Below are 13,148 nucleotides of genomic sequence, written 5' to 3'. Positions count from 1 at the left end.
CGCCGACCTGCCGCCATGCCGGCCTGCCGGATGGCACGAAACCGCGATTCTAGTCGATCAAACCGGTCGATCAGGCTCAACGCTCCGCCGCTCCGACCGCCACCGGTCGAGCCCCAGGATTTCCCCCGCAATGACGCTGCGCCGCTACCTGCAACTGGATGTCTTCGCCGACCGGCCCGGGGCCGGCAACCCGCTGGCGGTGATCCTCGACACCGACGGCCTCGACGACGCGGCGATGCAGGCGATTGCCCGCTGGACCCGACGGCCGGAAACCACCTTCGTATTCGCCCCGACCGCGGCGGATGCCAGCTACAAGGTGCGCATGTTCAGCCCGCAGCGCGAAGTCGCGTTTGCCGGCCACCCCAGCGTCGGCACCGCCTGCGCGGTACTGGATGCGGGGATGGCAACAGCAATCGACGGCCGGCTGTGGCAGCAAGGCAACCTTGGCATGCTGCCGCTGGCGGTCGAGGGCGACGGCGCGACGCGGACCATCGCGGTGCGCGCGCCGAAAGCCGCGGTGATCGAGGTCGCCGAAGCCGGTGATCCACGACTCGCAGCCGTGGTCGCAAGCCTGCCGACGGGCACGCTGCCACCGGCGCTGATGGACGGCGGCCGGCGTTGGTGGCTGCTCGATGCCGGCGACGAAGCCGCGCTGCGCGGCGCGACGCCGGACTGGACCGCGGTCATCGGCCTGGCCGAATCGACCGCCAGCATGGGCGTCTGCGCGTTCGCCCGCGCCGACGCCGGGCGCGACTACGACTTGGTGGTGCGCGCGTTCGTCGGCATCAACGGCGGATTCGAGGACGCCGCGTCCGGCGCTGCCAATGCGACTCTGGCCGCGTGGCTGCAGCGCAACGATGCCCTGCCCGGCCGCGATGGCCGTTACGTGGCCAGCCAGGGCCGCGAGGTCGGTTTCGATGCACGCCTGCAGTTGCGGGTCGATGGCGATGGCGAGGTCTGGTCGGGCGGCCGGGTCTGCACGGTGGTGCGCGGGCAGATCGACTGGCCATAGAACAGAGGCCTTGCGGCTGCGCGATCAAAAGGGGATTTGCGGCTGCGCGACAAAAAAAGGGGGCCTTGCGGCCCCCGTGCGCCCTTGGGCGCTTCCCCTGCTCCATCCGTTTGAACGGCGGCCGCCTGGCGGTTACTCCGGCCGTACATCGACCCGCACGCGAATGCGGTCGCCCGGGTGGTAATGGGTCCGGGTGGTGTATTGGCGGCCGGCGTACTCGTAGGTGACGTCGTATTCGGTCACGCCGCGGTTACCGGTCGACACGTAGCGTCCGTCGTCCGGCACCGGGTCGCAGACGGTCACGGTGCCGGTGCGGTCGCGCTGGCGCCGGTTCTGTTCGTAGATCTCGCGACCGGCGAGGCCGCCGACCATGGTGCCGATCGCCGAGGTCGCATAGCGGGCGCTGCCGCCGCCGACCTGGCTACCGATCGCGGCACCGATGACGCCGCCGATCACGGTCGCGATGGCGCCGCCGCTGCCGTTGTCACTGCGGTAGGAGTCATGGGAATCGCCGCGATAGTAGCCATCGTCATAACGGCCATCGCGGTAGTCGTCGCCGTAACCGTCGTAGCCGTCCGCATACCCGCGGCGCTGGTAGCAGCGTTGGCCGGCCTGGGCGTAGCCGCCGCGCGAATCGAATACCGGGTCGACCCGGATCACCCGGGCGTAGTCGTAGTGCGCGTCGGACCGGCCGTAACGGTCGCCTTGGTAATAGTCCGGGTTTGGCTGGACGTAGCTGGCGCGCAGGTCCTGGGCGGCGGCGGCACCACCGGCACCCGCCAAGGCCACGGCAAGGGCGAGAACGAGGGTGCGGGCCACCATGCGGTTCGAAACCATTCGGTTCATGTCCGTCTCCAACGCCGAATGCGCGGCGTGCAGGACGACTGTCGGCGCGTCGGAGTCAACCGTGGCTGAATTTCGTAAAAGTGGCGTGAAGCCGTTTAGCCCCCGTTCTCGCGGAGGCCAGCCGGGGTCCGGGCTCAACCGACCAGCGTCGCCTGCATCGAGATCGGCACCGCGCTCAGCGCCTTCGAGATCGGGCAGTTGGCCTTGGCATCCTCGGCGATCGACTGGAACTTCGCCTCGTCGATGCCCGGCACCTCGGCCTCGACCTTCAAGGTGATCTGCGACAGCGACGGCCCGCCTTCCATCGACAGGTCGACCGCGGCCTGGGTGTCGAGCCGGGTCGGCGGGTGGCCGGCCTCGGTCAGCTTGGCCGACAGCGCCATGGTGAAGCAGCCGGCGTGGGCGGCGGCGATGAGTTCTTCCGGGTTGGTGCCTTTCTCGTCGCCGAAGCGGCTGCTGAAGGCGTAGCGGGTCTTGTCCATCAGGCCGCTGTCGGGCGTGCTGAGCTGGCCGCGGCCGGTCTTGAGGTCGCCTTCCCAGTGGGCGGTGGCGTGGCGGGAGATACCCATGTGCAGGATCCTTGGAAGTCGGAGGGGAAAGCCGCAGCCTACGCGCCCGGGTGTTAGCGCAGCATGTCGGACATGCAACGCCGTGCCCTATTGACTCCCCCCACCGGCGGCGCGAGGCTTGCCCTCCGGCCCCGCGCCGGCCCTCCCGCCATGACCGCCCGCCGAGCGCACCACGCTCGGTCGCGCAGCGCGGACAGCCATGACGGCCTTCCACCCTCCATGCAGGGAGAAGTCCGCTCATGTCCCACAGCACCCAAGACATCCGCAACGTGGCGCTCGCAGGCCACCCCGCCGCCGGCAAGACCACCCTGTTCGAAGCCCTGCTGCTCGCCGGCGGCACCGTCCAGACGGCAGGCAGCGTCGAACGCGGCAACAGCGTGTCCGACTTCGACCCGGTCGAGAAACAGCGCGGCCATTCGCTCGACATCGCGGTCGCCTCGATCGACCACGGCGGCATGCACGTGAACCTGATCGACACCCCGGGCTATCCCGATTTCCGCGGCCCGGCGCTGTCGGCGCTGGCGGCGGTCGAGACCGTCGCGATCGTGGTCGACGCCGCCGCCGGGGTCGACTACGGCGCGCGGCGGATGATGGAGCACGCCAGGGCGCGCGGGCTGTGCCGGGTCATCGTGGTCAACAAGATCGACCAGGACGGCGCCGACCCGGCGCAGGCGCTGGAGGACATCCGCCGCAGCTTCGGCCCGGAATGCCTGCCGCTGAACCTGCCGGCCGATGGCGGCAACGCGGTGGTCGACTGCCTCGGCAACACCGAAGGCCAGAGCGACCTCGGCGCGGTCGCCGACTGGCATCAGAAGATCCTCGACCAGATCGTCGAGATCAACGAGTCGGTGATGGAGCATTACCTCGACCTCGGCGAAGGCGGCTTGTCCGGCGACGAATTGCACGAGGCGTTCGAGCAGTGCCTGCGCGAGGGCCACCTGGTGCCGGTGCTGTTCTGCTCGGCGCGCAGCGGAGTCGGTATCAAGGAGTTGCTCGGCGTCGCCGAAAAGTGGTTGCCGAACCCGGCCGAGGCCAACCCGCCACCGTTCGAGAAAGGCAACGAGCGCAAGCGCATCGAGGCGCTGCCCGACCCGAAGGCGCACGTGATCGCCGATGTGTTCAAGATCACCAACGATCCCTTTGTCGGCAAGCTCGCGGTGTTCCGGGTCTACCAGGGCACCGTGCGCAAGGACAGCCAGCTGTTCGTCGACGACGGCAAGAAGCCATTCAAGGTCGGCCACCTGTTCAAGCTCAAGGGCAAGGACCACGTCGAGATCGAGCGCGCGGTGCCCGGCGACATCGCCGCGGTGGCCAAGGTCGAGGAACTGCATTTCGACGCGGTGCTGCACGACAGCCATGACGAGGACAACATCCACCTGTCACCACTGGACTTCCCCAAGCCGATGTTCGGGCTCGCCATCGAGGCCGCGCGCAAAGGCCAGGAACAGAAACTCGCCAGCGCGCTGCACAAGCTGTCGGAGGAAGACCCGTGCTTCGTCGTCGAGCACGAGGCCGAGACCAACGAGACCGTGGTCCGCGGCCTGTCGGACCTGCACCTGCGGGTCAACCTGGACCGGCTGCAGGACAAGTACGGCATCGAGGTAACGTCGCGGCCACCGCGGATCGCCTACCGCGAGACCATCGGCGCCAAGGCCGAGGGCCACTACCGGCACAAGAAGCAGACCGGCGGCGCCGGCCAGTTCGGCGAGGTCTACCTGCGGGTCGAACCGCTGCCGCGCGGGGCCGGCTTCGAGTTCGTCGACCAGGTCAAGGGCGGCACCATCCCAGGCCAGTTCCTGCCGGCGGTCGAGAAAGGCGTGCAACAGGTCCTGCACAGCGGCGCGATCGCCGGCTACCCGATCCAGGACGTGCGGGTGGTGGTGTACGACGGCAAGCATCACAGCGTCGACAGCAAGGAGGTCGCGTTCGTCGCCGCCGGCAAGAAGGCGTTCCTCGACGCGATCGCCAAGGCCCGGCCGCAGGTGCTCGAGCCGATCGTCGACCTCGAGGTCAGCGCGCCCGAGCAGCACATGGGCGACATCAGCGGCGGGCTGGCCGGCAAGCGTGCGCGGATCAACGGCACCGACGTGCTGCGCGGCAACGAGATCGCGGTCAAGGCGCAGGTGCCGCTGTCGGAGCTGGAGGGTTACGCCGCCGAGCTGAAATCGGTGACCGCCGGCCGCGGCCGCTACGCGCTCGACTTCAGCCATTACGAACCGGTGCCGGCGCCGGTGCAACGACGCCTGGTGGAGGCCTACAAGCCGAAGCACGAGGAGGATTAGGTACGCCCGTCGTACGCCCATCGCCGGCACCATGGTCGAATCCACTTCCCGCGATTACGCCCCCATCGCTCGCCGCCTGCTGACAACAGGCCTCATGTTCGCGGTGTTTGCCGCGGCGGCCTGGTGGGCGTGGCAGCAGTCGTTCATGGCCGCGACGCGGATGCTGTGGGAGATCTCGCGGATGCCGCCGCCATCCTCGCTGCCGATACCGGTGAGCGGTGTCGATGCGGTCGACCTGGTCGACACCTGGGGTGCGGCGCGTGGCAGCGACCGCAGCCACGAGGGCATCGACATCTTCGCCGAGCGCGGCACACCGGTAACCAGCACCACCCGCGGCGTGGTCGGCGCGGTGCGCGAGCGCGGGCTGGGTGGACGCCATGTGTGGGTCCGTGGCCCGGGCCTGGAGAACCATTATTACGCGCACCTCGATGACTGGGCCGAAGGGCTGGCCGCCGGCGACGTGGTCCTGCCCGGTGACGTGCTCGGTTACGTCGGCGACAGCGGCAACGCACGCGGCACGCCGCCACACCTTCATTACGGCATCTACGGCGAGGGCGGTGCGCTCGATCCGCTGCCGCGGCTGCGCGCGGGCGCCGACGCGCAACCGCAAACGACTTCGCGCTAGCATCGGGTCATGCCCTCCAATCACGCTAACCCGTCATTCACCGCCACCACGTACGGTGGCGGTCGTCGCCTGCCAGGATCGATCATGCGCAAACCGGTATTCCGCACGTCCGTCGCCCTCATCTCCTTCGCCCTGGCCGCGCTGCTGGTGGCGGGATGCTCGACCCTCAATACCCTCGGCGCGATGCTCGGCAGCCAGGTCACCTTTACCCAGCCGCAACTGCAGCACGCGCTGAACCGCAACTTCCCGAAGGAGTACGACAAGCTTGGCGGGCTGGTGTCGTTGCGTCTGACCAACCCGACCCTGTCGATCCCGTACGACAGCACCCGGCTGCGGCTGGACTTCGACGTCGGGCTGTCGGCGCTGGGCAGCAGCAGCCTCGCCACCACCGGGCACTTCGCCCTCAGCAGCGGCCTGCGGTTCGATCCGGAAACCCGCGGCCTGCACCTGCAGGACCCGGTGATCGAGTCGGTCGACGTGCCGGCGCTCGGCGGAGTAATGAGCGGCACCTCGCGCGAACTGCTCAGCAGCTGGTTGGATGACTATGCCCGCGAAGAACCGGTCTACCGGCTCGACAACAGCCTGCTCGACCGCATCAGCGCGCGCCGGATCGACTCGACCGCGATCGAGCGCGGCGTGGTCGTGATCAACCTGGGCGAATGATCTTGAAGTCGAACGCGACAAGGCGCGCAGCAAGCTGGCTCGGCCTGGCGATGGTCGCGATCGCCGCGACGGGTGGCATCGCCGGATGCAGCGATCGCCAGGACAACGCCGACAATCCTGCCCTCGCCGCCAGCGACGACGCCCTCCCCACGCCCGAGCGCGCCGGCGGCAACGTCACCGGCATGCCCGGGCAGCCGGGCCCGGGCCAGGTCGGTCCGCCGCGGCAACCGGCCAGCAACATGCCGCCGGAAACCGCCATCGACAGCGAGGGCAACCTGGTCGATCCCGGCGGTCGCGGTTCGATCGAGGACGCAAACTTGCCGCCGTTGCCGAACGACCCGCCGGGCACGGAACCGCTGGTCGACGGCCCCGGTGCGGACGAGGCGGTCGCCGTGGTGCGCGCCTACTACGAGGCGATCAACGCCGGCAGCTACGGCCGCGCCTATACCCTGTGGTCGGACGGCGGCAACGCCAGTGGCCAGTCGCCGCAGCAGTTCGCCGATGGCTTCGACGATACCCGCGAGGTCGCGGTCGAGTTCATGGCCCCGGGCCGGATCGACGCCGCCGCCGGCTCGCGTTACATCGAGGTCCCGGTCGCGCTGCGCGCCACCCGCGACGACGGCAGCGTCCACCATTACGTCGGCGCCTACACCCTGCGCCGCGCGGTGGTCGACGGCGCCAGCGAGGAGCAGCGCGCGTGGCGGATCGCCGCGGCCGACATCCGCGAAGTGCAGCCGTAGCGGCGTCTTGAGCGGGTTCGCGACGGCACCGCGGATCGTGCTGGACACCAACGTCTGCCTCGACCTGCTGCGCTTCGGCGACCCGCGCACCGCCGTCTTGCGGACGGCGCTGGAGGCCGGCGACGTCATCGCGGTGACCGACACCGAATGCCGCGGCGAATGGCTGCGGGTGCTGACCTATCCGCTGCTGCGGCTCGACGAAGCATCCCGCGATGCGATGGTCGCGGCATTCGACGCGCTGGTACGTCCGCTGCCTCCGGCGATGCGCCGAACCGGGGTGACCTTGCCGCGTTGCCGCGATCCCGACGACCAGAAGTTCCTGCAGCTCGCGCACGCGTCAAACGCGCGTTGGCTGCTCAGCCGCGACCGCCACCTGCTGTCGCTGGCGAAGCGGTGCCGACGCGAGGGCTGGTTCGAGATCACGACGCCGGAGATATGGGCCGCGCAAGGCGGCTCCGGGTAGGAGCGACGTAAGTCGCGACCTGTACATCGTCCCCAACGTTCGGCGGGTCGCGACTCACGTCGCTCCTACAGGGAATCCATGGCACCGCGACGGACCAAGGGATTGCCGCCGCCCCTACAACTCGAACCGATACGACAGCTTCACCAGCAACTGCTCGCTGTCGCGCAGGCGGAAGCTGTCGACCAGCTGCTCCTGCGGATCGACCGAGAACTCGTCGAGCATGTAACCACCGCGGCCATAGACCACGTACAGGTCCGACAACGGCGCGAGGATGTAGCGGTAGCGCACCTGGAAGCCAAGGTTGCGCAGGCTGAAATCGTCGACCTCGTTCGCTCCGGTCGGCGCCACCGCCACCGCGCGCCCGTCCGCGCCGACCTGCACCGCCTCGGTCAGCTGCGCATCCAGCCCGATCGTCTGCAGCTTGACCCGCAGTTCCTGGCGCTGGCCGATGCTCCAGTCCAGTCCGGCGTTGAACTGCACCGAGCGCTGCTCGAAGCGACCGACCAGGTTGTCGCGCTGCCACACCAGCCAGTCCGGGTCGTACTCCGCGTAACCGCCGACGAAGGCACTCAACGCATCGCTGAAGTAATAGGTCGGCTCGAACTCGATGCTGTAGCCGATCTCGTCGTTGCCCTCCAGGCCGCCGCTGCCGACCCAGGTGTACAGCTCCCACGCCCATGCGCCCTTGCGCGGGCGGATGCGCTCCCAGCTCAGGCCGAAATTGCCCGGCCGGTACAACGGGTTGTTGCCGCGGGTCAGCAGGTCCTCGTAGCCGGGGGCGTTGAGATTGAGCTGCAGGTATTCGCTGCCGCCGTCGCGACGGTCGCTCTGGCGGATCAGCCGCAGCTGGCGCTGCACGCGCAGACCGTCGTCGTTGTCGATGCCGATGATGCGGCCGCGGTAGTCGTGCGAGGCGTAGGCCGAATCCCGTGGCCGGTCGGTGAGCCGCCGGCTGAGCTGCCAATGGCCGTAGTTGAGATTGTTGCGGCCGAGGTAACCGAAGTCGTTGACCTCCAGGTCGTCGCCGAAGTGCATCGCCAGCCATTGCTGGCGCCAGCCGTCGCCCATCTCGTAGTCGATGACCGTGGTCGCGCCGCTGCCGCGGGTGGTCTGGCCGGCCTGCTCGATGTCGCTGCCGACCACGTTGCTGGTGACGGTCAGTGCATCGCTCGGTTGCCAGCGGTGGTCGATGCCGACCACGCGCGCCTCGCGGTCGAGGAACGGCCGCAGCACCTGGGTCGCCAGCAGGCCGACGTTCTGGTTCTCGAAGTCGTGGTTGAGCCGCAGCGCACGGAACGAGCGGCCGGCATCGCCGCTTTCCTCGGCGGCCATCACCCCGTAGTTGAGTCCGCCGAGGCTGCCGTTGAGCTTGACCGCCGCGTCGATGTCGCCGGGGCCGCTGCCGTCGTCGGCCGCACCGCCGACGCGGCGGGTGTAGATCAGCTGGCTGTTGTCGATCAGCAGCCCGAAGTTGAAGATGCCCTGGTTCTCGGTGAAGAACGGCCGCTTGTCGCTGAAGAAGCTCTCCTCGGCGCCGAAGTTGACCACCAGGTCGTCGCTCTCGACCTGGCCGAAGTCGGGATTGATCGTCGCGGTCAGCTGGGTCTGGCCGTTGGGCTTCCAGAAGATGTCGGCGCCGGCGTCGAAATCGCTGTCGCCCGACAGGTTGTCGTAGACGCCGACCACGTACGGCGTTACCGCCAGCAGCGACTGGCTGTAGGCCGGCAGCTCGACCTTCTCGAAGTCCGACAGGAAGCGCGGGCGCATGAAGCTCGCGACCGGCCAGGACATGCGCTGGCCGGTCGAGCCGAGCACCCGGTCCAGGTACAGGCCGATCGTGCGGGTGCCGCCCTCGGCCTTGCCCATCGGCGCGATGTACCACGGGATCAGCACCTCGGCGCTCCAGCCGGTCGCGTCCTCGGAGGTGGCGTGCTTCCAGTTGCCGTCCCAGTCGTTGTTGAACTGGGTCTCGTTGGTGATCACCTCGTCGGCGATGCCGTCGGCCAGGGTGACCATGAAGTCGTAGCCGGTGCGGCCGTCGCCGTCGAAATCGACGATTACGTTGACCCGGTCGAGCTGGCCGCCCTCGTCGCGGCGGGTGCGGGTGCGGGTGCGCGGCACGCCCTCGGGCTGGGTATTGCGGAAGGCGACCGCGAGGCCGTCCGGGGTCGACTTGACCCAGGCCTCGGTGGCATACGGCGCGGGTTCCCCCGACAGTGGCTGGGTGAGGCGGAAGTCGGTGATATGGCGCGCGCCCTCCCATTCGGCCGGTTCGATGCGACCGTCGACGGTGATCGCCGGACCCGATGTGTCGACCGTCGGGGCGTCGACCGCGGGCGCGTCATCCCCGACGGCGTGGGCTGGCAGCGCGAGGGTGGCGAGGATGGCGATCAGGGGAAGCAGGCGCATGCGGTCGGGATCGGTCGAAGACGGCGCGCAGACTATGCCGAAGCGGTCGGTTACGACGACTGGCACAAGTCATGGCAACCAATCCGGCGGTTCGTGCATCGCAGGTGGGGTCGTCAATCCGGCGCGGTGGCGTCGTGGGTGACGAAGGTGTTCTCGCCGGTCGGCAGCTTCAGCCATTCCGGATGCGCCAGCGCGCGGCCGATGTCGGCCAGGCCGGACTGCCAGTGCTCGCGCATCGCCACCCGGCCGAACTGGTAATCCTTGAAGTGGCCGAAGCGCGCGCGCTCGCGGTAGATCAACTGGATCACCCCGATCCGGTTGTCGCAGGCCAGCTCGGCGCCGTGGCGGCACCACGGGTTGGACTCGCGCACCTCGGCCGGGATTTCCTCCAGCAACTCCCGCAGCAGCCGGCGGTAGTGCTGGCCGACGCGCTGGATGTCGGTGACCATCCGGGTGCGGCTGGAGTACTGAATTTCCTTCTCGCGCTCGGCGACGTCGAGCAGGGTCTGGGGCAATTGACCCTGCGCGTTCCACAGGTCGATCTGGAACACCAGGGTGTCGGCCTGCGGTTCGGCCTGCAGCAGGTACGACAGCGGGGTATTGGAGACGAGGCCGCCGTCCCAGTAGAAGCGGCCGTCGATCTCGACCGCCGGGAACGCCGGCGGCAGCGCGCCGGAGGCGAGGATGTGGCGCGCGTCGAGCCGCATCGAGCGGTTGTCGAAATACTCCAGGTTGCCGCTGGCGACGTCGACCGCGCCGACCGATACCCGCACGTCGCCGTCGTTGAGCCGGTCGAAATCGACCAGCCGTTCCAGCGTGGCGATCATCGGGCTGGTGTCGTAGTAGCTGGCGACGGTCGGGCCCGTCGGTTGCAGCGGGTTCTGTCCCGGCAGCCAGCTGGTCCAGCTGCGCGGCTGGTAGAAGCCGCGCTGGCCCTCGGTCATCGCCCGCCAGGCTTCCCAGGTGTCGAGCCAGGCGCGCGCGAGCTCGTTCATGTCGAGGAAGTGCGCCTCCTGCCCGAGCGTGGTCGCCGGCAGGAAATACGGCTGCGAGATCGTCTCCCAGAACTCGTGCAGGGCATCGACCCGCCGCTCCGGCGGGTTGCCGGCGATGATCGCGGCGTTGAACGCACCGATCGAGATGCCGGCGACCCAGTCGGGATCGACCCCTGCCGCGTGCAGGCCCTGGTATACCCCGGCCTGGTACGAGCCCAACGCGCCGCCGCCCTGCAACACCAGGGCGATGTGGTCGGGCAGGCGCAGCGTCGGCGTGGCGACCATCAGCGCGCGCCCGTCACTGCATGTGCCAGCCGTGGCTGACGATGAAACTCTGGCCGGTCAGCGCGGCGCTGGGGAACTCGCACAGGAAGCGCACCGTCTGGGCGACGTCCTCGACCGTGGTGAAGATGCCATCGACGGTCTGCCCGAGCATGACGTTGCGGATCACCTCCTCCTCGCTGATCCCCAACTCTTTCGCCTGCTCCGGGATCTGCTTGTCGACCAGCGGGGTGCGCACGAAGCCGGGGCAGACCACGTGGCTGCGCACGCCGCGCTCGCCGCCTTCCTTCGCCAGCGTGCGCGACAACCCCAGCAGGCCATGCTTGGCGGTCACGTACGGCGCCTTCAGCTTCGATGCCTGGTGCGAGTGCACCGAGCCCATGTAGATGACCGTACCGCCGCGGCTCTTGCCGTTGCCGTCGTCCTTGTACATGTGCGGCAACGCGGCCTTGGTGGTCAGGAAGGCGCCGTCGAGATGGATCGCGAGCATCTTCTTCCAGGCCGCGAAGTCGTAGCTTTCGATCGGGTTGACGATCTGGATGCCGGCGTTGGACACCAGGATGTCGATCGGGCCCAGCGCCTCCACCGCCTGCTGCGTGCCGGCGTCGACCGCGGCCTCGTCGGTGACGTCCATCGCCACTCCGATCGCCCGTCCCCCGGCCTGCTCGATCTCACTGGCGACGGCCTGGGCGCCGTCAAGATTGATGTCGGCGATCGCGATCAGCGCGCCGGCGCGCGACAGCTCGAACGCAATTTCCTTGCCGATGCCACTGGCCGCGCCGGTGACGATGGCGACCTTGCCTTCGATCGAGGTCATGCGGGGACTCCGTTGCGATGGAATTCCTCGATGGTAACGGGTGCCCGTGACTATGTTCCGCGACGGATCGCCGCCGTTGGTCCAGTTGTCGACGAGATGGCTTGGTTGTAGGAGCGACGTAAGTCGCGACCTGCCGAACCCTTGAGGCGATGTACAGGTCGCGACTCACGTCGCTCCTACGGCCGGAGGGAGCCCGGCCGGACATCAGCCAGAGTCCGTCAGACCTTCTTCTTGCGCTTCGGCTGCAGCATCGTGCCGGTGCAGTCCTTCGCGCCGCAGCGGCAGGCCCAGATCTTCTTCATCCGCGGCGTGTGCGCCTCGTCGAGGGTGATGCCGTAGTTGTAGGCCAGCTCGTCGCCGGGCTTGATGGCGCGGGTCGCCTCGATGAACACCCGGTCCTTGCGACGGTCATCGCCGTCATGCTCTTCCAGCACCGCCTCGCAATTGGGTTTGCAGCTGTGGTTGATCCAGCGCGCGGTACCGCCCTCGAAGTTGGCGTCGATCACGTACTCGTCGTTGAGGGTGAACAGGAACGTGTGGCCGGAATCGGCATCGCCGCTGTCGCCGGCATCGACGTCCTCGTGGGTGCGGCGGCGACCCTTGTACTCGACGATGCGCTCGCCCTTGGCGATCGGTGCAACGGCGAACACGCCATTGCCGTGGATGGCGGAGCGACGGGCGACGATCTTGCGCGGCATGCGGGAGTCCAAGTTGGGATGAATGCACCATTTTGACCCGGATGGCGCCCAAGCGACCATGCCGATGTCCGGTGGCGTTGGCCCGACGCGTTGGTTTCGGGGTTCACCCTCGATGACACGACCATGAAACCCATCCGCCTGTTGCCGCTTGCCGCCACCGCGTTGCTGCTCATGCAGTCCGCCTGCCGGGTCGATGGCGAGGCACCCGCCGCACCGCCGGCGGCCACGGCCAGTCCCGACGCCGCCCGGGAACTGGTCGCCCGGGGCGAATACCTGGTCCGCACGACCGGCTGCAACGATTGCCATACCGTCGGCTACGCCGAGCAGCAGGGCGAGGTCGACACCTCGCAGTGGTTGACCGGCTCGCCGCTGGGCTACAAAGGCCCGTGGGGCACCACTTACGCCCCGAATCTGCGGCTCAAGCTGGTGGACATGGACGAGGCCCAGTGGCTGGACTACAGCGCCGCGCTGCGGACCCGCCCGATCATGCCGGACTTCAGCCTGCGGGCGATGAGCCAGGCCGACCGTCGCGCGATCTTCCATTTCATCAAGTCGCTCGGTCCCGGTGGCGCACCTGCTCCGGCCTACCTGCCGCCGGGACAGGACCCGCCGCCGCCGTATTTCGAACTGGTGGTGCCGGCCGCGGCGTCGGCCGCCATCGGTACGCCATAGCCAGTCAACCGGCGGCGAGGCGACAGGCGTACTGAACCGATAAATTGCCGTGGTTGGCGGCGCGGGCGCAAATCC

At 68.6% G+C, this 13,148-nt stretch carries 13 protein-coding genes; 7 read left to right on the top strand and 6 right to left on the bottom strand.

Annotated elements, in window-relative coordinates; genetic code table 11:
- Nucleotides 1-130 precede the first annotated feature (130 nt).
- Complete coding sequence (locus SNE34_RS00140; RefSeq protein ID WP_332613619.1) at nt 131-1,012, top strand: PhzF family phenazine biosynthesis protein; 882 nt, start codon at nt 131-133, stop codon at nt 1,010-1,012.
- A gap of 132 nt (nt 1,013-1,144) precedes the next feature.
- Here the strand turns inward: SNE34_RS00140 and SNE34_RS00135 are convergent, their stop codons facing one another.
- Complete coding sequence (locus tag SNE34_RS00135) at nt 1,145-1,858, bottom strand: glycine zipper 2TM domain-containing protein (protein WP_332613618.1); 714 nt, start codon at nt 1,856-1,858, stop codon at nt 1,145-1,147.
- A gap of 134 nt (nt 1,859-1,992) precedes the next feature.
- A complete protein-coding gene (locus tag SNE34_RS00130; protein WP_332613617.1) occupies nt 1,993-2,427 on the bottom strand; it encodes an OsmC family protein in 435 nt (144 codons plus the stop codon).
- 239 nt (nt 2,428-2,666) lie between these two features.
- Here SNE34_RS00130 and fusA point away from each other — a divergent pair, with 239 nt between their 5' ends.
- From fusA to SNE34_RS00105, 5 genes are all read left to right on the top strand, one after another.
- On the top strand, nt 2,667-4,709 hold the full coding sequence (gene fusA, locus SNE34_RS00125; RefSeq protein WP_332613616.1) for an elongation factor G: 2,043 nt from the start codon (nt 2,667-2,669) through the stop codon (nt 4,707-4,709).
- A gap of 94 nt (nt 4,710-4,803) precedes the next feature.
- Entirely contained in the window at nt 4,804-5,334 is a 531-nt protein-coding gene (locus tag SNE34_RS00120; protein WP_332613615.1) for a M23 family metallopeptidase, read from the top strand.
- Nucleotides 5,335-5,418: 84 nt separating this feature from the next.
- Entirely contained in the window at nt 5,419-5,997 is a 579-nt protein-coding gene (locus SNE34_RS00115) for a DUF1439 domain-containing protein (RefSeq protein WP_332613613.1), read from the top strand.
- The gene (locus SNE34_RS00110) at nt 5,994-6,737 is read left to right on the top strand and encodes a hypothetical protein (RefSeq protein WP_332613612.1); all 744 of its coding nucleotides are present in this window, start codon (nt 5,994-5,996) and stop codon (nt 6,735-6,737) included. Before SNE34_RS00115 ends, SNE34_RS00110 begins: the two co-directional genes overlap by 4 nt.
- Nucleotides 6,738-6,744: 7 nt before the next feature.
- Nucleotides 6,745-7,200, top strand: a complete 456-nt coding sequence (locus SNE34_RS00105; RefSeq protein ID WP_332613611.1) for a putative toxin-antitoxin system toxin component, PIN family — start codon at nt 6,745-6,747, stop codon at nt 7,198-7,200.
- Between the two features lie 114 nt (nt 7,201-7,314).
- Here SNE34_RS00105 and SNE34_RS00100 read toward each other — a convergent pair whose 3' ends face one another.
- From SNE34_RS00100 to SNE34_RS00085, 4 genes are all read right to left on the bottom strand, one after another.
- Nucleotides 7,315-9,609: a DUF5916 domain-containing protein gene (locus SNE34_RS00100; protein ID WP_332613610.1), complete on the bottom strand. Its 2,295-nt coding sequence runs from the start codon at nt 9,607-9,609 to the stop codon at nt 7,315-7,317.
- A gap of 113 nt (nt 9,610-9,722) precedes the next feature.
- Nucleotides 9,723-10,889, bottom strand: coding sequence for a patatin-like phospholipase family protein (locus tag SNE34_RS00095; RefSeq protein WP_332613609.1), 1,167 nt, complete (start codon nt 10,887-10,889; stop codon nt 9,723-9,725).
- Between the two features lie 13 nt (nt 10,890-10,902).
- The gene (locus SNE34_RS00090; protein ID WP_332613608.1) at nt 10,903-11,703 is read right to left on the bottom strand and encodes a 3-hydroxybutyrate dehydrogenase; all 801 of its coding nucleotides are present in this window, start codon (nt 11,701-11,703) and stop codon (nt 10,903-10,905) included.
- Between the two features lie 218 nt (nt 11,704-11,921).
- Nucleotides 11,922-12,401: an SET domain-containing protein gene (locus SNE34_RS00085; RefSeq protein WP_332613607.1), complete on the bottom strand. Its 480-nt coding sequence runs from the start codon at nt 12,399-12,401 to the stop codon at nt 11,922-11,924.
- 123 nt (nt 12,402-12,524) lie between these two features.
- Between SNE34_RS00085 and SNE34_RS00080 the strand changes: the two genes are divergently transcribed.
- Entirely contained in the window at nt 12,525-13,073 is a 549-nt protein-coding gene (locus SNE34_RS00080) for a c-type cytochrome (RefSeq protein ID WP_332613606.1), read from the top strand.
- The last annotated feature ends 75 nt before the right edge of the window (nt 13,074-13,148 follow it).

This window comes from Novilysobacter erysipheiresistens (genome assembly GCF_036663935.1).
GTDB lineage: Bacteria > Pseudomonadota > Gammaproteobacteria > Xanthomonadales > Xanthomonadaceae > Novilysobacter > Novilysobacter erysipheiresistens.
This window is presented reverse-complemented; position numbering and strand designations above follow the sequence as displayed.